We start from the raw sequence: 20,216 nt of genomic DNA, 5'->3' as shown, positions 1-20,216 counted from the left end.
CTGACCGCCGCCGGTGGCGGGGCCACGCTGTCGCGTCATGACACAGATGAACTACGGACGACGGCCGGGGGCCGGAAGCCCTCGGACGCGGTATGCGGCGGCGGCCGCCCTGGCGGCCGTGCTGGCGGGACTGACCGCCGCACCGGGTGCCGCCCAGGGCACCGAGCGGTCCGGCTCGGCCGTGCGGGGCGAGGCGGCGGCGTCCACCGCGAAGACCCGGCACCACGTCACCCTGATCACCGGCGACCGCGTCACGCTGGAGACGGCCCCGTCGGGCGGGCAGAGCGTCTCCGTCCAACCGGCCCCGGGCCGTGAGCACATCACCTTCGTCAAGCGCCAGGACGGCGACGACTGGTCGGTCGTACCCGTCGACGCGCTGCCCCTGCTCACGGCGGGACGTCTCGACGAGGCGCTGTTCGACGTCTCGGCCCTGGCCCGGGGGAAGTACGCCGAGCGGCCCGGACTGCCGCTCATCGTCGAGTACGCGGGCGACGCCGGCACCGCCGGGCGCCGGCTCTCCGCGGCCGGCGCCGACGGGGTCCGCACCATCGCCGGGACCTCCTTCGCGACCCTTCGCCAGGACCGCGAGGACGCCGCGGAGTTCTGGAAGGGCATCGCCCCCACCGAAGCGGGCGTCGCGTCCCTCGGCGCGGGCATCCGCCGGGTCTGGCTCGACGGCCGCTCCGAGGTCCGGCTCGACCGGACGGTGCCGCACATCGGCGCGCCGCAGGCCTGGGCGAAGGGCTACCGGGGCGACGGGGTCAAGGTGGCGGTGCTCGACACCGGCTACGACCCGCACCACCCGGACCTCAAGGGCATCGTCGAGGAGTCCGCGAACTTCACCGCCGAGGCGGACACCGACGACCTGAACGGCCACGGCACCCACGTCACCTCGACCGTCGCCGGTTCCGGCGCGGCCTCAGGGGGCAGCTTCAAGGGGGTCGCGCCCGGTGCGCGGATCCTGTCGGGCAAGGTCTGCGACGCGGGCGGCCAGTGCGACGACTCCGACGTCATCGAGGGCATGGCCTGGGCCGCCGAGCGCGGCGCCAAGGTGATCAGCCTCAGCCTGGGCGACACCGACACCCCGGAGACCGACGCCCTGGAGGCCATGGTCGAGAGCGTCACCCGCGACCACGGCGTCCTGGTCGTGGCGGCGGCCGGCAACAGCGGGCCCGGCAAGGTCGGTTCGCCCGCCTCCGCCGACCGCGCGCTGGCCGTCGGCGCCACCGACCTCGACGACGGACTCGCCCACTTCAGTTCGGTCGGCCCGCGGGTGGGCGACCACGGCCTCAAGCCCGACCTCGTCGCCCCCGGTGTCGGCGTCGTCGCCGCACGGGCGGGCGGTACGACCGCCGAGGACGGCTACACCGCGTTGGACGGCACCTCGATGGCGACGCCGCACGTCGCCGGTGCCGCCGCCATCCTCTTCCAGCAGCACCCGGACTGGACGCCCGACCAGGTCAAGCGGCAGCTGATGCAGTCGACGGCGGCCGGAAAGGAGCGCGGCGCCTACTTCCAGGGCGCGGGCCGGGTCGACGTCGCCCGCGCGGTCGGCCAGCAGGTCACCGCCGGGACCACCGGAGTGGACTTCGGGCAGATCCGCTGGTCCGACGGCCCGCGGCCGCCGGTGGAGAAGACGATCACCTACCGCAACCCGGGAGACGCGCCGGTCACCCTCGGCCTGGCGCTCCACGTCTCCCGCGGCGCGGGCGAGCCCGCGCCGCAGGGCCTGTTCCGGCTCGGCGCCGACCAGGTGACCGTGCCCGCTCACGGCACCGCGGACGTCACCGTCACGGCGGCCCCGGAGGCCGCCACCACCTACGCGGCCTACAGCGGCGTGGTCGTCGCGGCCACCGCCGACCGGGCCGTCTCGGTGCGCGTGCCGGTCGGCATGGACGTCGAGCAGCCCTCGGACAGCCTCCGCCTCACCGTGAAGGACCGCTTCGGCAAGGCCCCCGACCACGCCTACCTGCTGGTCACCGCGGCCGACGGCGAGGTCCGCGAGGTGGAACTGCACGGCAGGACCGGCACCGAGCTGAGGGTGCCGCGCGACGGCAGGACCTACTCCGTGCAGGGCTTCCTCTTCGACGCGGAGTACACCGAGGCCACCGTGGTGGGCGCCCCGAAGGTCGTCATGGGCGCCGACCGGGACGTCGCCGTCGACGCCCGGAAGGCGAAGCCCGTCACGGTGTCGGCCCCGAGCCGTTCTGCCCGCATCAGAACGGCCGAGATCGGCACCGTGGGCGCGGACGGTCACCTGTTCTCGATCTCGGTGAACGACGCGATCGGCGGCGACCGCATCCGGAACGTGTACGCCACCCCGACGGCGCCGTCCAAGGGCGCGAAGTTCACCTACCTGGTCAACACCGTCTGGGTCGATCCCGCGGGCGCCGACGGGAACCCCTCCTCGGTCTACTACCTCACCCGGCCGGTGCGCGGGGAGATCCCGGCCGATCCCGGTTACCGTCCCCGCACGTCGGAGCTGGCCACGGTGAAGAGCACCCTGGCCGCCACCGCGCCGGACACCACCGCGTACCGCAGCGTGTGGATGGCCTTCGACGGCCTCCGCTGGGTCCACGGGATGAACGGGCTCCCGCTCCCGGCCCGGCGCGTCGACTACTTCTCGCCCTCCCCGGACCTGCGCTGGCAGAGCGTCTTCGAGCAGAACTTCTTCACCGACCCGGACGCCCACGGGCAGAGCTTCCTCAGCCGCCTGCACGGCTACCGGGCCGGAACCGTCGAGGAGCGCTGGAACCAGGGCGTCCAGGCCACGGGTTTCACGCCCGACGAGATGATCACCTCCCGGATGGGCGACGCCATGACCTTCGCGATCCAGGACGCCGCCAACGGGAACCTCGACCGGGTGGCCGGAACCTCGAGCAGCAGCCGGCCCCGGTGGGAGCTGCGGCGCAACGGTGAAGTCGTCTCGACGACCCGGGGTTACGCCACGGTGCCGGCCGACGTCACCCCCGCCGACTACGTCGCCACGTTCGAGCAGGAGCGCGACCTCGCCCCCAGCACCATCTCCACGCGCCTGAAGTCCGAGTGGCGGTTCCGGTCGCAGACCGCGGCGACCCGCCAGGCGCTGCCGCTGATGGCCGTGCTCATGTCGCCCGAACTGGACGAGTGGAACCGGGCCCGGGCCGGACGCCACTTCGACATCCCGGCCCTGGTCCAGCGACCGGGCGGCGCGCCCGAGTCCCCCGTCCGCACCTTCACCGTCGACGTCTCCTACGACGAGGGGAGGACCTGGATCCCGGCGAAGGTCAAGGGCTCCGGGACGAAGCGCACCGTGACCGTGGAGCACCCGCGCCGCTCCTCGGCCGGATCGGTCAGCTTCCGCACCCACGTCAAGGACGCGGCGGGGAACTCCTTCCGGCAGACCGTGATCAAGGCCTACCTGCTCAAGTAGCCGGAGCCCGTGCCGACGGGCCCGCCGGATCCGTCCGGCGGGCCCCGTACGGCCGTCCGCTCAGAGCCAGTTGCGGCGGGCGGCGTGCCACCCGAGCTGCATGCGGGTGGCGACGCCCGCGAGGTTCATCAGCCCCTGGACGCGCCGCTGGACGGTGCGCTTGCTCACGCGCAGCTGCCCGGCGATCGCCTCGTCGGTCATGCCGGCGACCATCAGGGAGAGCAGGTGCCGGTCGTCCGCGACCGGCATCGCGGGATCCTCGGGTCCGGCGCCGCCGATCTGCCCCTCCTCGGTCACCCGCAGCGGCGCGCCGACCTCCCAGTACTGCTGGAACAGGTCGATGAGCGCCTCCAGCAGGCTGCTCTCCCGCACCAGCGCCGTCCTGAGCTCCCGGGAACCGGCCGGCGTGCCGGTGGAGGACAGCGGCAGGACGGCCAGCGACCGGTCGGCCACCGCCATCCGCAGGGGCAGCCGCGGCACCGCCCGGGCGACCTCTCCGGCGCGCACCCCTCTGACCACGTTGTCCACCGCGCCGGGGTCGTCGAAGTAGGCCTGCTCGTACAGGACCCGGTAGAGCACCCCGCGGCCCAGCGCCTCGTACTCCTCGCGGTTGCTCCCCGCGGGCATGGCCACGTGGTGGGCCTTGCAGAACCACAGCATCTCGTGGCGGACGCCGTCCTGGAGCTGCCGCAGACGCTGCCGCAGCGCGGCCGCGCCGCTGATCACCTCGATCGCCTCCCCCGCCCCCCAGGAACGCGCGCTGCGGCGGTAGGTCTCCACCAGCCCGAGCACGACCGCCCGGTCCTGCTCCAGGGCCTCCGCGTGGCGCTGCAGCCGCGGTACGAGGGCGACCTGCGGCGGGATCACCGCGAACGCGCCGGGGCTCTCCTCCACCGCGTACGCCAGTCCCTTGGCCTCCAGCGCGAGCAGCAGCCGCCCGACCGCCGGGGGGCCGAGGTCGGTGCGTCCCGAGATCTCCTCGGCGGACGCCGACTCGGCGACGAGCAGCAACCGGTACACCTCGGCCTCGGCGCCCGTGAGACCCACCGTCTCCAGCATGTCGTCCCTCTCCCCTCACCGTCCGGCGTTCGATTCCATCAGCACGAACGGCCGTGGACAACGTCCGTTGCCGCGGGCAACCGGGCCCCGTGGCAGGTGGCGGGCGGGGTGGGGCCGTCCCGATCGCCCGGCTGCCGGAAAGAGCGGGGCGCGGCGAGGGTGCGGTGGGTGAGCGACGCCGGGATGGGCAAGGATGGGGTCATGTCGAACCGCCTCGCCGACGCGACGTCGCCGTACCTCCTCCAGCACGCCGACAACCCGGTGGACTGGTGGCCGTGGGGTCCTGAATCGTTCGAGGAGGCGAAACGGCGGAACGTACCCGTCCTGCTGTCGGTCGGCTACTCATCGTGCCACTGGTGCCACGTCATGGCCCACGAGTCCTTCGAGGACGAGGCGACCGCCGCGTACCTCAACGAGCACTTCGTGTCGGTGAAGGTCGACCGCGAGGAACGCCCCGACGTCGACGCGGTCTACATGGAGGCCGTGCAGGCCGCGACCGGCCACGGCGGCTGGCCGATGACGGTCTTCCTCACGCCGCGGGGCGAGCCGTTCTACTTCGGCACCTACTTCCCGCCCGACCCCCGGCACGGCATGCCCTCCTTCCGGCAGGTGCTGGAGGGCGTCGAGGCGGCCTGGCGCGAGCGCCGCGACGAGGTCGGGTCGGTCGCGGCGAGCATCGTCAAGGACCTGGGCGGACGGTCGCTCGCCCTCGGCGGGACGGCCGCCCCGGGGGAGGAGCAGCTCGCGGCGGCGCTGCTGGGGCTGACCCGGGAGTACGACGCCAAGCACGGGGGGTTCGGCGGGGCGCCCAAGTTCCCGCCGTCGATGGCCCTGGAGTTCCTGCTGCGGCACCACGCCCGCACCGGCTCCGAGGGCGCGCTCCAGATGGTGCGGGACACCTGCGAGGCGATGGCCCGCGGCGGCATCTACGACCAGCTCGGTGGCGGCTTCGCGCGCTACTCCGTGGACCGCGAGTGGGTCGTGCCGCACTTCGAGAAGATGCTCTACGACAACGCGCTGCTCTGCCGGGTCTACGCCCACCTGTGGCGGGCCACGGGCTCCGGCCTGGCGCGCCGGGTCGCCCTGGAGACCGCCGACTTCCTCGTCCGCGAACTGCGCACCCACGAGGGCGGGTTCGCCTCCGCGCTCGACGCCGACAGCGACAAGCCGGACGGCGGCCACGGCGAGGGCGCGTTCTACGTCTGGACGCCCGCGGAGCTGGCGGAGGTCCTCGGCGAGGAGGACGCGGCGCTCGCCGCCGAGTACTTCGGGGTGACCGGGGACGGCACCTTCGAGGAGGGCGCGTCGGTGCTGCAGCTCCCGGCCGACGGGGGCTTCGCGGACGCCGAACGGATCGCCTCGGTGCGCGGGCGGCTGTTCACCGCCCGCGAGGGGCGGCCCCGCCCCGGCCGCGACGACAAGGTCGTCGCCGCCTGGAACGGGCTGGCGATCGCCGCGCTGGCCGAGACCGGGGCGTACTTCGAACGGCCGGACCTCGTCGCGGCCGCCGTCGAGGCCGCGGACCTGCTGGTGCGGGTCCACATGGACGAGCACGGCCGGCTCGCCCGTACCTCGCGGGCCGGCACGGTGGGCGCCAACGCCGGTGTGCTGGAGGACTACGCCGACGTCGCGGAGGGCTTCCTCACGCTGGGCGGGGTGACCGGCGAGGGCGTGTGGCTGGACCTCGCGGGGCTCCTGCTGGACTCCGTGCTGCGGCACTTCACCGGTGAGGACGGCACGCTCTTCGACACCGCCGACGACGCCGAGACGCTGATCCGCCGCCCGCAGGACCCCACGGACAACGCGGCCCCCTCGGGCTGGACGGCCACGGCCGGCGCGCTGCTGTCGTACGCCGCGTACACCGGTTCGTCGCGCCACCGCGAGGCCGCCGAGCGGGCGTTGGGCGTCGTGGGCGCCCTCGGCGGCCGGGTGCCGCGGTTCATCGGCTGGGGGCTGGCGGTCGCCGAGGCGGCGCTCGACGGCCCGCGCGAGGTCGCCGTGGTCGGCCCGGCGGGCGACCCCGGCACGGCCGCACTGCACCGCACCGCGCTGCTGGGCACCGCTCCCGGCGCGGTGGTCGCCGTGGGGGAGCCCGGGTCCGCCGAGTACGCCCTCCTCGACGGTCGCCCGCTGCTCGACGGCCGCCCCGCGGCCTACGTCTGCCGCCACTTCGTCTGCGCGGCCCCGACCGCGGACCCGCAGGCCCTCGCGGAGCAACTGGGCGGCCACTGAGGGCCGTTCCGGCCCGTCCGCGCCGACGCGGACGGCCGCACCCCGTCGTGCGGGGGCGGTGTCACCCGGCCCCGGGGAAGGCCGCGGGCGCGGTCCGGGTCGCCGGGGCGGTGACGGTGCGTGCGTGGCGTCCGGCGGCGCCCGGCGGGCTCGCGCGGGCCGGAGGGCGCCGCACGCCAACCGGGCGCTGGGTCCACCTGGGCGCGGCGGGGACGGGGCCCGCCGCGTGTTCCGCTTCCGGCGGCGCCCGGCCTAGCGGCCGAGGTGGGCAGCGAGCAGTGCCAGCGCGCGGTCCAGGACGGCGTCGAGGTCGGCGGCGCCGTCCGAGTCGAGCCAGTGGAGGACGGCCTCGGACCAGGCCCCGACCAGCGCCCCGACGACGACCCGGATCTCGAAGTCGTCCTCGGGGCGCCCGAGGCGCTCGGCGGTGACGGCGGCCAGCAGCCGGCCCGACTCCTGGATGTTCTCGCCCACGCGGGCGCGGACGGCGGGCACCGAGCACACGAGGCGGAGCCGTTGCCGCGTCTCCTCGTACGCGCCCTCGTCGGCGGGCTTCCCGCGCAGCGGCCCCGGCAGCGCGTGGCGCAGCGACGTGACGAGGGGTTCCCCGGGCGGGCGGGCACGCATTTCGGCCACCGTGACGGGGCCGTACGCGTCGCAGAGGACGATGTCCTCCTTGGTGGGGAAGTACCGGAAGACCGTGCTGGCCGACACCTCGGCCGCGTCCGCGATCTGCTCGACGGTGGTGCCGTCGTACCCCTGCGCCTCGAAGAGCCGGTAGGCGGCGCGCCGGATGGAGCGCCGGGTCCGGATCTTCTTGCGTTCGCGCAGGCCCGGTGCGGTCGGTACGGTCACGCCGTCATTGTCGTGCATCGACGGCGGGCGGGGCCCCCGCGGAACCCGTGGCGGCCGCACGGGGGCGGTCCGGTAGCCGCTGTCGGATGACAGCGGCTGTCAACGGGGACCGGCTGTCACTCCGGGTCCGCGCGTGGGCCCCGCGGACGGGCTACGCGTGGTTGTAGGCCACCAGCGAGATCCCGACGTAGTGGACGATGAACGCGGCCAGCGTGAACGAGTGGAAGACCTCGTGGAAGCCGAAGAAGCGCGGCGAGGGGTTGGGCCGCTTGGTGCCGTAGACGACGGCTCCGATGCTGTAGAGCAGGCCGCCCACGACGATCAGGACGAGCACGGCGATGCCGCCGTGCTGCAGGAAGTCGGGCAGGAAGAAGACCGCCGCCCAGCCGAGCGCGATGTAGCAGGGCGTGTAGAGCCAGCGCGGCGCGCCCACCCAGAAGACCCGGAACGCGATGCCGGCGAGGGCGCCGGCCCACACCAGCCAGAGCAGGATCTCCTGCTTGCCGTCCGGCAGCAGCAGGAGCGTGAAGGGCGTGTAGGTCCCCGCGATGATCAGGAAGATGTTCGCGTGGTCCAGCCGGCGCAGCACCGCCGAGGCCCGGGGGCCCCAGTCGCCGCGGTGGTAGAGCGCGCTCACGCCGAAGAGCGCGCAGGCCGTGAGGGTGAACACCGCGCAGGCGATCCGCCCGCGGGTGCTCTCGGCGAAGGCGGTCAGGACCACCCCGGCGACGAGGACGGCGGGGAACATCCCGGCATGGAGCCACCCCCTCAGCTTGGGCTTCAAGGGGGCGGCGGCGGATGCGAGTTCTTCAAGGGCGGCGGGCACAACGGGAGTCTCGTCCACGGAGCTCATGAAATCAATGCTACCTACGGTTGCGTAGGTTACCGATCCGTAGTAGGTGGTGTCGCCGGGCGTTGGGAGTGGCGATGCTCACCCCACGCGCCCTGGACAGATCGCGTTTCCTGTCCTGATACTCATATGAGTGCGGACGGCACCGGATGAGCATCCCACGACAGCAGCGTCCGGGTCGCAGCCCCCAAGGGGCCGACAACAACACCCTCGGAATCTGACGCCAGGTGAGTGCACACCGGGCGGAACGGAGCGATCGTGGCGCGCGTCAATGCGGCTCCCACCAATCACCATGACCTGATCGCATGGGTCGGCGAGATCGCCGAGCTGACCCAGCCGGACGAGATCGTGTGGTGCGACGGCTCCGAGGAGGAGTACCAGCGCCTCGCGGACGGGCTCGTCTCGAAGGGCACCTTCAAGAAGCTCGACCCGATCAAGCGCCCCAACTCGTACTACGCCGCCTCCGACCCGACCGACGTCGCTCGTGTCGAGGACCGCACCTTCATCTGCTCCGAGGAGGAGCAGGACGCCGGCCCCACCAACCACTGGAAGGCCCCCGCCGAGATGCGGGAGATCTTCAGCGGTGAGAAGGGGCTGTTCCGCGGCGCCATGCGGGGCCGCACCATGTACGTCGTCCCGTTCTGCATGGGCCCGCTCGGCTCCGAGCTGTCCGCGATCGGCGTGGAGATCACCGACTCCGCGTACGTCGCCACCGCCATGCGGACCATGACGCGCATGGGCCAGGACGTGCTCGACGAGCTCGGCGAGGACGGCTTCTTCGTCAAGGCCGTGCACTCCGTCGGCGCCCCGCTGGAGCCCGGCCAGGAGGACGTACCGTGGCCGTGCAACTCCACCAAGTACATCTCGCACTTCCCCGAGAGCCGTGAGATCTGGTCCTACGGCTCCGGCTACGGCGGCAACGCCCTGCTCGGCAAGAAGTGCTACGCCCTGCGCATAGCCTCGGTCATGGCCCGCGACGAGGGCTGGCTGGCCGAGCACATGCTGGTCCTGAAGCTCACCCCGCCGCGCGGTGGGGCCGAGGCCATCAAATACGTCGCCGCCGCCTTCCCGAGCGCCTGCGGCAAGACCAACCTCGCCATGCTGGAGCCGACCATCCCCGGCTGGACCGTGGAGACCATCGGCGACGACATCGCCTGGATGCGCTTCGGCGAGGACGGCCGCCTGTACGCGATCAACCCCGAGGCGGGCTTCTTCGGCGTCGCGCCGGGCACCGGCGAGCACACCAACGCCAACGCCATGAAGACCCTGTGGGGCAACTCGGTCTTCACCAACGTCGCCCTCACCGACGACAACGACGTCTGGTGGGAGGGCATGACCGAGGAGCTGCCGGCCCACCTCACGGACTGGAAGGGCAACTCCTGGACGCCCGGGTCCGGGACCCCGGCGGCCCACCCTAACGCCCGCTTCACCGTCCCCGCCGCGCAGTGCCCGACCATCGCGCCGGAGTGGGAGGACCCCAAGGGCGTGCCGATCTCGGCCATCCTCTTCGGCGGCCGCCGCGCCTCGGCCGTGCCGCTGGTGACCGAGTCCTTCGACTGGCAGCACGGTGTCTTCCTCGGCGCCAACGTCGCCTCCGAGAAGACCGCCGCCGCCGAGGGCAAGGTCGGCGAGCTGCGCCGCGACCCCTTCGCGATGCTGCCGTTCTGCGGCTACAACATGGGCGACTACTTCGGCCACTGGGTCGAGCTCGGCCAGAAGCACGACGCCGACAAGCTGCCGAAGATCTACTACGTGAACTGGTTCCGCAAGGACGCGGACGGCCGGTTCGTGTGGCCGGGCTTCGGCGAGAACAGCCGAGTGCTGAAGTGGATCGTCGAGCGCCTGAACGGCCAGGCCGAGGGCGTACGGACCCCGATCGGCGTGCTGCCGGCCGAGGGCTCCCTGGACACCGCCGGTCTGGACATCTCCCAGGAGGACCTCGACCTGCTGCTCTCGGTCGACGTCGAGACCTGGCGGCACGAGGCCTCCCTGATCCCCTCCCACCTGGAGACCTTCGGCGACCACACGCCCAAGGAGCTGTGGGACGAGTACCGGTCCCTGGTCGAGCGCCTCGGCTAGACCGGCACGGATCCCCCGGGAATCCGGGCGGTCCGGCCCTCCCCGCGCGTGCGGCGCGGGCGGACGGCCCGGCGGTAGGCCCGGCCCGGTCGTGGGAACCGCGACCCTGACCGTCACCCCACGGGTGGACCGCGCCGACCCTCACACCGAGGGCCGGGACCGGAGGTCACGACCTCCGGTCCCGGCCCCCGGGCTAGGCGGCTGCGGTGTGGACCGCGATGTGGCGCTCGGCGAGCGCCACGGCCTCCGCGTTCTGACGTGACTCGGCGACCACCAGGGCCCGGCCGGCGAGCGCGCGCGCCCTCCGGTGCAGGGCCGCCACGCGGGCCGCCTCCGCGTGGCCCCGTCCGGCCGGAGCCGGGGAGATCCGCAGCGGGGGACGCCCGTGGTGCAGGCCCGCCACGGCCTCGGCGAGCTGCTCCGCGGCACGGTCGAGCTCGGGACAGGGCTCCAGCGCCCGCAGCTCGTCGGTGACGGTCAGCAGGGCGGCGAGGTGTCCGGCGAGCTGGAGGTCCAGCTCCTCGTCACGACTGCGTCGCGGAAGGGTGGGCGCCACCGCCGTATGGACCGATTTGGTGCGGATCGGTTCGTACATGGATGCACTCCTCCTGCAAACAGGAGTACATCCTACCTTGGACTCAGTCTAAGGAGGGAGTGTTTCGACGTATCGGCCGCACCGGCCGCGGGTCACGGCTGCCCGTAACCGTTTAGGAAGCGCGCGATCCGGCCCACCGCGTCCGCCAGATCCTCCTTCGCCGGCAGCGTGACCAGGCGGAAGTGGTCCGGCTCCGGCCAGTTGAAACCGGTGCCCTGCACCACCAGGATCCGCTCGGCCCGCAGCAGGTCCAGCACCATCTGCTGGTCGTCCTTGACCTTGTAGACCTTCGGGTCCAGCCGCGGGAACGCGTACAGCGCGCCCTTCGGCCGTACGCAGGTGACCCCGGGGATCTGCGTCAGCAGCTCGTACGCCACGTCCCGCTGCTCGGCCAGCCGGCCGCCCGGCAGCACCAGGTCCTTGATCGACTGGCGGCCGCCCAGTGCCGTGGCCACCGCGTGCTGGGCCGGCACGTTGGCGCACAGGCGCATGTTCGCCAGGATGGTCAGGCCCTCGAGGTAGCTGGTCGCGTGCTCCTTCGGGCCGCACACCGCGAGCCAGCCGCTGCGGTAGCCCGCCACCCGGTACGCCTTCGACAGCCCGTTGAAGGTGAGCGTCAGCAGGTCGGGGGCGATCGCCGCGGTCGGGGTGTGGGTCACGCCGTCGTAGAGGATCTTGTCGTAGATCTCGTCCGAGCAGACGATCAGGTTGTGCCGGCGGGCGATGTCGGTCAGCTGCCGCAGCAGCTCGTCGTCGTAGACCGCGCCCGTCGGGTTGTTCGGGTTGATGATCACCAGCGCCTTGGTGCGGTCGGTGATCTTGCGCTCGATGTCGGCGAGGTCGGGGAACCAGTCCGCCTGCTCGTCGCAGCGGTAGTGGACCGGGGTGCCGCCCGACAGGGAGACCGCGGCCGTCCACAGCGGGTAGTCGGGCGCCGGGATGAGCACCTCGTCGCCGTCGTCCAGCAGCGCCTGCATCGACATCTGGATCAGCTCGGAGACGCCGTTGCCGAGGTAGACGTCCTCGACGTCCAGCTCGATGCCCTTGGTCTGGTAGTGCTGCATGACCGCGCGCCGCGCCGGGAGGATGCCCTTGGAGTCCCCGTAGCCGTGCGCGCCGCCGAGGGAGCGCAGCATGTCCTCCAGGATCTCCGGGGGGCACTCGAAGCCGAAGGCGGCGGGATTGCCGGTGTTCAGCTTCAGGATGCGGTGACCTGCCGCCTCCAGCCGCATGGCCTCCTCCAGCACGGGGCCGCGGATGTCGTAGCAGACGTTGGAGAGCTTCGTGGACTGGATCACCTGCATGCCCGCGAGCTTACGGCCACGTACCCCGGACCGCCCCGTGTTCTTGGCCACGTATGCGCCGAATGGTGACGTGCCGCTACTCTCGCCGCATGTTCTCGTTACTCAACGACGAACCCGTCGCCAGTGCCGACGACGACCTCCTCGGCGCGGGGCGCGCCGCGCGGCAACTCGCCCGGCTGCTCCTCGACTCGCGCGGATCCACCCCGTTCACCCTCGCCGTCGACGCCGGCTGGGGGACGGGCAAGAGCAGCCTGATGCGCCTGCTCGACGCCGAGCTCCGGGGCGCCGCCGACGTCCACACCGTCTGGTACAACGCCTGGACCTCTCACGGTGCCGACGCCCTGGAAGGCCTGATCAAGTCCGTCCTGACGCAGTTCGACCGCCGGCTGCTGCGCCGTGCCCTGCACCGCGCGACCGAGCACCGTGCCCTGCTGCGGACCCTGCGCGCCGCGGCCACGCTGCTCGCCGGCCCGCTCGGTGCGGCGGGCCTGGTCGACGAGCTGTGGCGCAGCCTCTCCGTCAACGCCCAGGCCCGCAACGAGATGCGCGACGCCCTGCGGGACCTGGCGACGCAGTGGGCCGACACCGGTGAGCACGCGCCGCGCCGGCTGCTCGTCGTCTTCATCGACGACCTCGACCGCTGCGCCGAGGAGACCGTGCTCGCCGTCTGCGAGGCCGTCAAGGTCTACCTCGATGTTCCCGGGGTGGCCTTCGTCATCGGATGCGACCGCTCCGCGCTGTCCCCGGGCGGCCTGCTCGGCGACCTGTCCCCGGCGGGCTCCGCCTTCATGGAGAAGGTCTTCCAGACCAACTACCGCGTACCGCCCCCCGAGGACATCGAGGGATACGTGCGCGGATGCGCCGAACGGGCCGGCATCGGCGCGCTCCTCGACGATACGCACGTCAACCTGCTCGCCGAACGCACCGGGGGCAATCCACGCCGCGTCAAGAGGCTGCTCAACGGGTTCGTCCTGGAGGCCGGACTCAACCCCGTCTGGCAGGACTTCGGTCCCGAGGTCATGCTCCGCATGCTTCTGCTGCAGTACCTGTACGGCGACTTCCACGGCGTGCTGGTCGGCGGACGCGGCAACGACGCGATCCAGGAGTTCCTGGACTACCGGGCGGTGCGGCGTCTGCTGCGCACGCCCGCGGTCCCCACTGGCCAGGGCGACGCACTGGTGCGCCGCCTCCTCACCGAGCACGAGGTGCCGCTCGCCGCCGACCCCGGACCGGAGGAGCGCGCCCGGGTCCTGGCCGAACTGGAACGGCAGCTCCCCCCGTCCTTCCCGGCGCTGGTCGCGGACCGCGCGTTCACCTCCCTCGTCGACGACCTCGTCCGCATGCCCGAGGCCGCCGACCTGATCCACCGCCTGCGACGCTCCCCTCTGGCCTCCGTGGTCACGACGGTCGACCTGGACCAGGCCGTCCCGCAGGCCGCACCCGAGCCTCCCCGGGCTCCGGAGGACGGCCCGTACACCGGGCTGCGCGTGCTGTGGATCGACGACAACCCCGGGACCGTCGCCACCGAGGTTCGGGCGCTGCGGCACAAGGGCGCCGAGGTCGAGGTCGTCGAGGACCGTGCCGGTGCGGAGGAGCGGTTGCGGCTCGCCGTTCCGGACCTGCTGATCTCCGACGTCGAACGCCACGGCGACCCGGAGGCGGGCTTCACCGACCTCGAGCACCTGGGCGGCACCGGCCGCTACACCGGCCCCGCGCTCTTCTACGCGGGCTGGGTCGCCCCGGAGCGCGAGGAGCGCGCGCGCCGGGCCGGCGCCCTCGGCCTCGTCTGCGAACCCGCTGCGCTGCGCGACCTCATCGACCACGTCCTGCGGCAGCCCGACTCCGCACCGAGCGTCCCGCCAGGACGTCCGTCCGGCGGCCGTCCTCGATGACGAACCGCCCGTCGACGAGGACGTACGGGATGCCGGTGGGCAGCGTGCGCGGCGCTTCGAACGTCGCGCCCGCGGCCACCGTCCCCGGGTCGAAGAGCACCAGGTCGGCGCGGTGGCCCTCGCGGACCAGGCCGCGGTCGGACAGGCCCAGCCGGGCCGCGGGCCGTCCGGTCAGGTGCGCGACGCACTCCTCCAGGCCGAGCACGCCGAGCTCGCGCACGTAGCGGCCCAGGTAGTGCGGGAAGGTGCCGTACGCGCGGGGGTGCGGCTTGTCGCCCACCAGCAGGCCGTCGCTGCCGCCGGTGTGCACCCGGTGCCGCATGATCGCCCGGACGTTCTCCTCGTGGCCCACGTGCTGCAGGATCGTCGTGCCCAGGCGGTCCTCCAGCAGCAGGCGGCGCGCCGTCGCGAAGTCCGGGACCCGGCGGCCCACGTGCCCCGCGAGGGAGGGCTCGCGCACCCCGGACACCTCCAGCGTCCGCCACTCCACGGGCACGCCGTGGCAGCCGTCCGAGCCCTCCACCTCCATCGCGTGCCGGATGCGCTCCGCCTGCACGTCGTCCCGGAGCCGGGCGAGCGTCGCCTCCGGGCCGCCCTCCGTCGCCCAGCTCGGCAGGGTCGCCGCGAGCGTGGTGCAGCCCGGCAGATAGGGATACGTGTCGAGGGTGATGTCCGCGCCCGCCGCCAGGGCCTCGTCCAGCAGCGCCAGCAGTTCCGGGGCGCGGCCCTCGTTCACCCCGAAGTTCATCGTCGCGTGCGCCAGGTGCAGGGCGCAGCCGGCCTCGCGGGTCACCGCGATCATCTCCGCGTACGCCTCCAGCGCGCCCGCGCCGTAACTGCGGTGGTGCGGGCAGTAGTAGCCCCCGTGGGCCGCCACGACCCGGCACAGCTCGGTGAGTTCGGCGCCCGAGGCGTACATCCCCGGGGTGTACGTCAGCCCCGACGACATCCCCACGGCGCCCTGCGCCAGGCCCTCGGCGACCAGCCCCCGCATCCGGTCCAGCTCCGCTGGGGTCGCCGGGCGGTCCTCCCACCCCACGGCCAGCATCCGCACGGTGCCCTGCGGGACCAGGTACGCGGCGTTCACGGCGATGCCCCGGTCCAGCCGGTCCAGGTACTCGCCGACGCTGCGCCAGTCGTACTCCAGGCCCTCGGGGTCGCCGTTCCACCCCGCGAGCTGGCTGCGCAAGCCTGCGAGTGTGGCGTCGTCCACGGGGGCGTACGACAGCCCGTCCTGGCCCAGCACCTCCAGGGTCACGCCCTGCGCCGCCTTCGCCTCGTGCGCGGGGTCCGTGAGCAGGGCGAGATCGCTGTGGGCGTGCATGTCGATGAAGCCGGGGGCGAGCACGAGGCCCCGCGCGTCGACCGTCCGTTGCGCGTCACGCACCGTCCCGATCTCCGTGATGCGGCCGTCCTCGACGCGGACGTCCGCCCGGTACGCCGGGGTGCCCCCGGTCCCGTCCACGACGGTCGCACCCCGAATCGCCAACTCCATGCGGGCGTCTCCTTTGTGCCGGTTGCGTTAGTGTTGCGGCCCGTTGCTTGTGTGCGGGTTGCTTGCGCCTGCGGTCGGCTGCGTCGGGCTGCGTCGGGCTGCGCCGGGCTGCGCGGGCTGCCCCCCGCGGCCCCGTTGTTGTGTGCGGGTTGTGTGTGGCTGGGGTTGGGGTTTCTCCCCCGCCCTCCCGCCCTCCCCCAGCCTTCGGCCGGGGGGACCCCCATCCGGCGCGATTGGTGCGGGCCTGCGCTCTGTGGGTTGGTGGGCCGGGGGCGGGGCCTCCGGGGTGGGCATTCTGTACCGCATATTTATGTGCATGGCGGGCACCACTCGTCGGTGCCGTCTCTGCCGCACATCAAATACACGTCAGCGTCCAGAACGCCCACCCTTACGACCCCACCCCCTCCGAATCGACAGCGACCAACGGCCGGTGGGGGTGCGAAGGCGGTCCGGGGTTGCCGCACGTGCCCAACTGACCGCCCACCGGCGGTTGTGCGCCCATACGACGGGAGGGGGTGTGTCGGGGTGCGCCCCCTGGCCGAAGGCTGAGACGGACGGGCGGCGGACCCGGTGCCGACCGATGCGGGCCTGAACCACGGGGCCGCGGGGTCAGTGAGCGCTTCCGGGTACCCCCGCACGCCTATCTGACCCCCCACCGGCGGTTGTGCGCGCAAACCGGCCGGAGGGGGTGTGTCGGGGTGCGCCCGGAAACGACGAGCGGTTAAGTGCGGTGCCCAAGGATGTTGACGTAAACCGCGAGCGTTGAGGACGTGCGCCGGCGCGGCGCCGACCCAACAACGAGGTGCGAGACCCGCACCAATCGCGCCGGATGGGGGTCCCCCCGGCCGAAGGCTGGGGGAGGGCGGGAGGGTGGGGGAGAAACCCAACATCAACCACGACGGCGCCGCACACATCGACCCACCGGGGTCAGAAGAACGTACGGACGAAGTCCGTGACGACCCCACCCGCGTCCACGACAGGGATGAGCTGCCACTTGTCGAACGCCGTGCACGGATGCGACACCCCCAGCCCCACCCAGTCGCCGACCGCCAGGTCCCGCGCCCCGGGGGCGACGTCCACGAACGCGTGCTGGTCGGCGAGCTTCGTGACCGTCAGCCCGGCCGCCGGGGCGGCGGAACCGTCGGCGCGGCGCACGACCTGCGGCACCGGGAGGTCGAGGTCGTACGGCGCGTCGCGCTTGCCCGCGTTGAGGAGGGCGAGCCCGGGCTCGGGCCGGGAGAGCACCTGGGTCCACAACCGGAACGCCGGTTCGAGCGACCCCTGCGCGGGGATGCGCTCGCGGAACGGCGTCAGATCCCGGTAGTGGACGTCGTCGTGGGTGACGTACGCCCCGGACCGCAGGAGCCGCACCACCGGCAGGGAGAGTTCCCCGAGCGTCCCGAACGCGTCCGCCACCGCGTCGAACCACTCGCTGCCGCCCGCGCTCACCACGATCTCCCCGGCCCCGGCGAACCTCCCGGCCGCGTCGAACGCGCGGGCCAGCGCGACGAGTCCGGCGAGCCACCCGCGCGGGTCCGGCGCCGCCGCCTCGTAGCCCGCGACGCCGACGAGCCGCAGGTGGCGGGCCGCGGCGACCGCGTCGGCGACGCGCGCCGCCTCGGCCGTGCCGCGCACGCCCGTGCGGCCCCCCTCGGCGCCGAGTTCGACGACGACGTCCACGACCTCGGTCAGGGCCGCGTCCATCAGCTCCACCCCGCGCACGGAGTCCACGTAGCAGACGAAGCGGAAGTCCGGGGCGCCCGCGAGTTCGGCCGACAGCCAGCGCAGTGCGGCCGCGTCGACGAGTTCGTTGGCGAGGAAGACGCGCCGGACGCCGAACGCCCGGTAGACCCGGACCTGGTGCGGGGTGGCCGCGGTGATGCCCCACGCGCCGTGGTCGAGCTGGCGGGCGAAGAGCTGCGGGGCCATGGAGGTCTTGCCGTGCGGCGCGAAGGCGAGGCCGTGCCGGCCGGCCCAGCCGGCGAGCTGGGTGAGGTTGTGCTCCAGGGCGGGCTCGGCGAGCGTGAGCAGCGGGGTGGTGAATCCGCCGTCGAAGACGGTGCGGCGCTGGGCGGCGAGTTCGCCGACGGTCAGCCCGTCCGCGTCCGGCGGGAGCCCCTTGAAGCGGTGGTCCACCCGCTCCCGGTGCAGCTCGTCGATGCGCGTGACCTGGTCCATCCCGCCTCCGTCCACGGCCCGTTGCAATATGTGCAACGGTCGTTGCGTGCTGTGTTTCCCGCTGTCTAACATCCCGGCCAGCACCGGGTCAACGGTGCGCGGAGAGGAGCGGACGTGACCGGGACCGTGGCCGTGGACGTCGTGTGCGTGGGCGAGTCCATGGTCGCCTTCGTCCCCTCCGTCCCGGGGCGGCGCCTCGCCGACGCGGCCGCCTTCGACCGCGGGGCGGGCGGCGCGGAGTCCAACGTGGCCTGCGCGCTGGCCCGGCTGGGACATGCCGTCCGCTGGATCAGCCGGGTGGGCGCCGACCCGTTCGGGGACCACCTGGTGGCGGCGATCGCCGCGGCCGGCGTCGACGTCTCGGGGGTGCGCCGCGACCCCGGCCGCCCCACCGGGGTCTACTTCCGCACCGGCGACGGCGAGGTCGCCTACTACCGGGCCGGGTCGGCCGCCACCGCCATGGGCCCGGGGAACGTCGCCCGCCGCGACGCCTGGGCCGGCCGGGTCCTGCACCTGTCCGGCATCACGCCCGCCCTCTCCGCGGGGTGCGCGGACCTCGTCCACGCGCTCACCGCCCAGGGCCCGGGCCGCCCGCTGGTCTCCTTCGACGTCAACCACCGCCCCGCCCTGTGGCGTTCGGCCGACCCGCGGCGGCTCGCCGGGCTGGCCGCCCGCTGCGACCTCGTCCTGGTCGGCGAGGACGAGGCGGGGACCGCGTGGGGCCTGCCGGACGCCGACGCGGTGCGCGAGGCGCTGCCGGGTCCCGCCGTCCTGGTCGTCAAACAGGGCGCGCGGGGGGCCACCGCGTACGAGGGCACGGCGGACGGGGTGTTCGTGCCCGCGCCGGACACACCCGTGGTCGACCTGGTCGGGGCCGGTGACGCCTTCGCCGCCGGCTTCCTGTCGGCGACGCTGCGCGCCCTCCCGCTGCGGGACCGGCTCGCCCGCGGCCACGCCCTGGCCGCCGCGGTGATCGGGGTGCGGGGCGACTCCCTCGCCGCCCTGGGCGACGAGGCATGGGGGAGACTGCGCGCATGAGCCAGACCGTGGACCGCGCGCTGCGCATCCTGCCCCTGCTCGCCGAGGGGCCCGCCAACCTCGAACAGGTCGCCGCCCGCCTGGACGTGCACAAGTCCACCGCGCTGCGCCTGCTGCGCACCCTGCACGAACACGGCATGGTCTACCGCCAGGACGACCAGCGCTACCGCCTCGGCACCCGGCTGTTCGCCCTCGCCCAGGAGGCGATGGAGAACCTGGACGTCCGCGGCATCGCCCACCCCCACCTCGCCGCCCTGAACGAGCTGACCGGGCACACCGTCCACCTCGCGGTGTACGAGGAGGGCGAGGTGGTCTACATCGACAAGGTGGAGAGCCGCTACCCGGTGCGCATGTACTCGCGGATCGGCAGGCCCGTCGCCATCACCGTGGCCGCCGTGGCCAAGCTGCTCCTGGCCGACCTGCCCGAGGCGGAGCGCCGCGCGGTCGTGCAGACCCTGGAGTACCCGCGCTACACGGCCCGTTCCACCACCGACGCCGCCGCCCACCTCGCCGAACTCGCCCGGGTCCGCGAGCAGGGCTGGGCGAGCGACCTCGGCGGCCACGAGGAGTCCATCAACTGCGTCGCCGCGCCGATCCGCGGCGCCGACGGGCGCGTCGCGGCCGCCTGTTCCCTCTCCGCCCCCAATGTGGTCGTCAGCGCGGAGGAGTTGCTGCGACTGCGTCCACGGGTCCAGCGCACCGCGGAGGCGATCAGCCGCGAGTACTCCGGAAGACCGAGCGAAGGAACCACATGAGCGAGAAGACCGCGATCACCCCGGCCGGCCACACCACCCCGCCCGCCAGGTTCTCCCACGGCGTCCGCAAGGGCGGCATCCTGCAGGTCGCCGGTCAGGTCGGCTTCGGCCCCGCCGTACCGGGACAGGCACCGGCGCCCGTCGGGCCGGGGCTGCGGGAGCAGACCCTGCAGACCCTCGCCAACGTGCAGGCGGTGCTGGAGGCGGGCGGCTCCTCCTGGGAGGACGTCGTCATGATCCGGGTCTACCTCACCGACACCGCCCACTTCCCCGAGTTCAACGCCCTCTTCGACGAGTTCTTCGCCGGCCTGACGGGCGCCCCCGCCGCCCGTACGACGGTCTACGTCGGCCTGCCCGCCGGGCTGCTCGTCGAGATCGACGCGCTCGCCGTCCTGGACTGACCCCACCCCGGTCCACCGCTTCCCCCGCCCCACCCTCACCCGCACGCCGTCCCGTGGTCCCCCCATGCCCG

At 73.5% G+C, this 20,216-nt stretch carries 14 protein-coding genes; 7 read left to right on the top strand and 7 right to left on the bottom strand.

Translation table 11 applies throughout. The annotated features are described in order from the left end of the window. The first annotated feature begins 37 nt into the window (after positions 1 to 37). Positions 38 to 3,412 carry a S8 family peptidase gene (locus tag ACFZAU_RS06655; RefSeq protein ID WP_500551346.1) on the top strand — a complete coding sequence of 1,125 codons (3,375 nt, stop codon included), beginning with the start codon at positions 38 to 40 and terminating at the stop codon, positions 3,410 to 3,412. A gap of 60 nt (positions 3,413 to 3,472) precedes the next feature. Here the strand turns inward: ACFZAU_RS06655 and ACFZAU_RS06650 are convergent, their stop codons facing one another. Next, entirely contained in the window at positions 3,473 to 4,471 is a 999-nt protein-coding gene (locus tag ACFZAU_RS06650) for a helix-turn-helix domain-containing protein (RefSeq protein WP_500551345.1), read from the bottom strand. Between the two features lie 201 nt (positions 4,472 to 4,672). On the opposite strand from ACFZAU_RS06650, the gene ACFZAU_RS06645 reads away from it, so the two are divergent. Further along, positions 4,673 to 6,703, top strand: a complete 2,031-nt coding sequence (locus ACFZAU_RS06645; RefSeq protein ID WP_500551344.1) for a thioredoxin domain-containing protein — start codon at positions 4,673 to 4,675, stop codon at positions 6,701 to 6,703. Positions 6,704 to 6,955: 252 nt separating this feature from the next. Here ACFZAU_RS06645 and ACFZAU_RS06640 read toward each other — a convergent pair whose 3' ends face one another. Continuing rightward, a complete protein-coding gene (locus tag ACFZAU_RS06640; protein ID WP_500551343.1) occupies positions 6,956 to 7,558 on the bottom strand; it encodes a TetR/AcrR family transcriptional regulator in 603 nt (200 codons plus the stop codon). Between the two features lie 151 nt (positions 7,559 to 7,709). Then, the gene (gene trhA, locus ACFZAU_RS06635) at positions 7,710 to 8,411 is read right to left on the bottom strand and encodes a PAQR family membrane homeostasis protein TrhA (protein ID WP_499610151.1); all 702 of its coding nucleotides are present in this window, start codon (positions 8,409 to 8,411) and stop codon (positions 7,710 to 7,712) included. Between the two features lie 255 nt (positions 8,412 to 8,666). On the opposite strand from trhA, the gene ACFZAU_RS06630 reads away from it, so the two are divergent. Then, a complete protein-coding gene (locus ACFZAU_RS06630; RefSeq protein WP_500551342.1) occupies positions 8,667 to 10,487 on the top strand; it encodes a phosphoenolpyruvate carboxykinase (GTP) in 1,821 nt (606 codons plus the stop codon). A 193-nt stretch (positions 10,488 to 10,680) separates the two neighbouring features. Here ACFZAU_RS06630 and ACFZAU_RS06625 read toward each other — a convergent pair whose 3' ends face one another. Both ACFZAU_RS06625 and ACFZAU_RS06620 read right to left on the bottom strand, forming a co-directional pair. After that, the gene (locus ACFZAU_RS06625; RefSeq protein ID WP_500459129.1) at positions 10,681 to 11,082 is read right to left on the bottom strand and encodes an SCO4983 family protein; all 402 of its coding nucleotides are present in this window, start codon (positions 11,080 to 11,082) and stop codon (positions 10,681 to 10,683) included. Between the two features lie 92 nt (positions 11,083 to 11,174). Next, positions 11,175 to 12,386: a pyridoxal phosphate-dependent aminotransferase gene (locus tag ACFZAU_RS06620; RefSeq protein WP_500551341.1), complete on the bottom strand. Its 1,212-nt coding sequence runs from the start codon at positions 12,384 to 12,386 to the stop codon at positions 11,175 to 11,177. Between the two features lie 89 nt (positions 12,387 to 12,475). Here ACFZAU_RS06620 and ACFZAU_RS06615 point away from each other — a divergent pair, with 89 nt between their 5' ends. Further along, complete coding sequence (locus ACFZAU_RS06615) at positions 12,476 to 14,278, top strand: P-loop NTPase fold protein (protein ID WP_500551340.1); 1,803 nt, start codon at positions 12,476 to 12,478, stop codon at positions 14,276 to 14,278. Here the strand turns inward: ACFZAU_RS06615 and ACFZAU_RS06610 are convergent. Beyond that, positions 14,199 to 15,773, bottom strand: coding sequence for an N-acyl-D-amino-acid deacylase family protein (locus ACFZAU_RS06610; RefSeq protein WP_500551339.1), 1,575 nt, complete (start codon positions 15,771 to 15,773; stop codon positions 14,199 to 14,201). The two genes, ACFZAU_RS06615 and ACFZAU_RS06610, sit on opposite strands and share 80 nt — an antisense overlap. A gap of 927 nt (positions 15,774 to 16,700) precedes the next feature. Beyond that, complete coding sequence (locus ACFZAU_RS06605; protein ID WP_500551338.1) at positions 16,701 to 17,951, bottom strand: alanine racemase; 1,251 nt, start codon at positions 17,949 to 17,951, stop codon at positions 16,701 to 16,703. A gap of 114 nt (positions 17,952 to 18,065) precedes the next feature. Between ACFZAU_RS06605 and ACFZAU_RS06600 the strand changes: the two genes are divergently transcribed. From ACFZAU_RS06600 to ACFZAU_RS06590, 3 genes are read left to right on the top strand one after another with little or no spacing between them, the layout of a single operon-like run. Further along, positions 18,066 to 18,989, top strand: coding sequence for a sugar kinase (locus tag ACFZAU_RS06600; protein ID WP_500459132.1), 924 nt, complete (start codon positions 18,066 to 18,068; stop codon positions 18,987 to 18,989). Next, on the top strand, positions 18,986 to 19,744 hold the full coding sequence (locus tag ACFZAU_RS06595) for an IclR family transcriptional regulator (protein WP_499610169.1): 759 nt from the start codon (positions 18,986 to 18,988) through the stop codon (positions 19,742 to 19,744). The genes ACFZAU_RS06600 and ACFZAU_RS06595 overlap by 4 nt, the downstream gene beginning before the upstream one ends. Then, positions 19,741 to 20,145: a RidA family protein gene (locus ACFZAU_RS06590; RefSeq protein ID WP_500551337.1), complete on the top strand. Its 405-nt coding sequence runs from the start codon at positions 19,741 to 19,743 to the stop codon at positions 20,143 to 20,145. Before ACFZAU_RS06595 ends, ACFZAU_RS06590 begins: the two co-directional genes overlap by 4 nt. Positions 20,146 to 20,216 lie beyond the last annotated feature (71 nt).

The sequence above is a fragment of the Streptomyces sp. NPDC008238 genome, from assembly GCF_042956445.1.
In the GTDB taxonomy this organism is placed as follows: domain Bacteria; phylum Actinomycetota; class Actinomycetes; order Streptomycetales; family Streptomycetaceae; genus Actinacidiphila.
The sequence above is the reverse complement of the archived record's forward strand: the minus strand, read 5'-3'. Positions and strand labels throughout refer to the sequence as shown.

Bases quoted from the DNA above. Each gene is read 5' to 3' on its own strand.
- ACFZAU_RS06645 (WP_500551344.1), top strand. From the start codon at position 4,673: ATGTCGAACCGCCTCGCCGACGCGACGTCGCCGTACCTCCTCCAGCAC.
- ACFZAU_RS06655 (WP_500551346.1), top strand. From the start codon at position 38: ATGACACAGATGAACTACGGACGACGGCCGGGGGCCGGAAGCCCTCGG.
- ACFZAU_RS06595 (WP_499610169.1), top strand. From the start codon at position 18,986: ATGAGCCAGACCGTGGACCGCGCGCTGCGCATCCTGCCCCTGCTCGCC.
- ACFZAU_RS06620 (WP_500551341.1), bottom strand. From the start codon at position 12,386: ATGCAGGTGATCCAGTCCACGAAGCTCTCCAACGTCTGCTACGACATC.
- trhA (WP_499610151.1), bottom strand. From the start codon at position 8,411: ATGAGCTCCGTGGACGAGACTCCCGTTGTGCCCGCCGCCCTTGAAGAA.
- ACFZAU_RS06605 (WP_500551338.1), bottom strand. From the start codon at position 17,951: ATGGACCAGGTCACGCGCATCGACGAGCTGCACCGGGAGCGGGTGGAC.
- ACFZAU_RS06615 (WP_500551340.1), top strand. From the start codon at position 12,476: ATGTTCTCGTTACTCAACGACGAACCCGTCGCCAGTGCCGACGACGAC.
- ACFZAU_RS06625 (WP_500459129.1), bottom strand. From the start codon at position 11,082: ATGTACGAACCGATCCGCACCAAATCGGTCCATACGGCGGTGGCGCCC.
- ACFZAU_RS06610 (WP_500551339.1), bottom strand. From the start codon at position 15,773: ATGGAGTTGGCGATTCGGGGTGCGACCGTCGTGGACGGGACCGGGGGC.
- ACFZAU_RS06590 (WP_500551337.1), top strand. From the start codon at position 19,741: ATGAGCGAGAAGACCGCGATCACCCCGGCCGGCCACACCACCCCGCCC.
- ACFZAU_RS06650 (WP_500551345.1), bottom strand. From the start codon at position 4,471: ATGCTGGAGACGGTGGGTCTCACGGGCGCCGAGGCCGAGGTGTACCGG.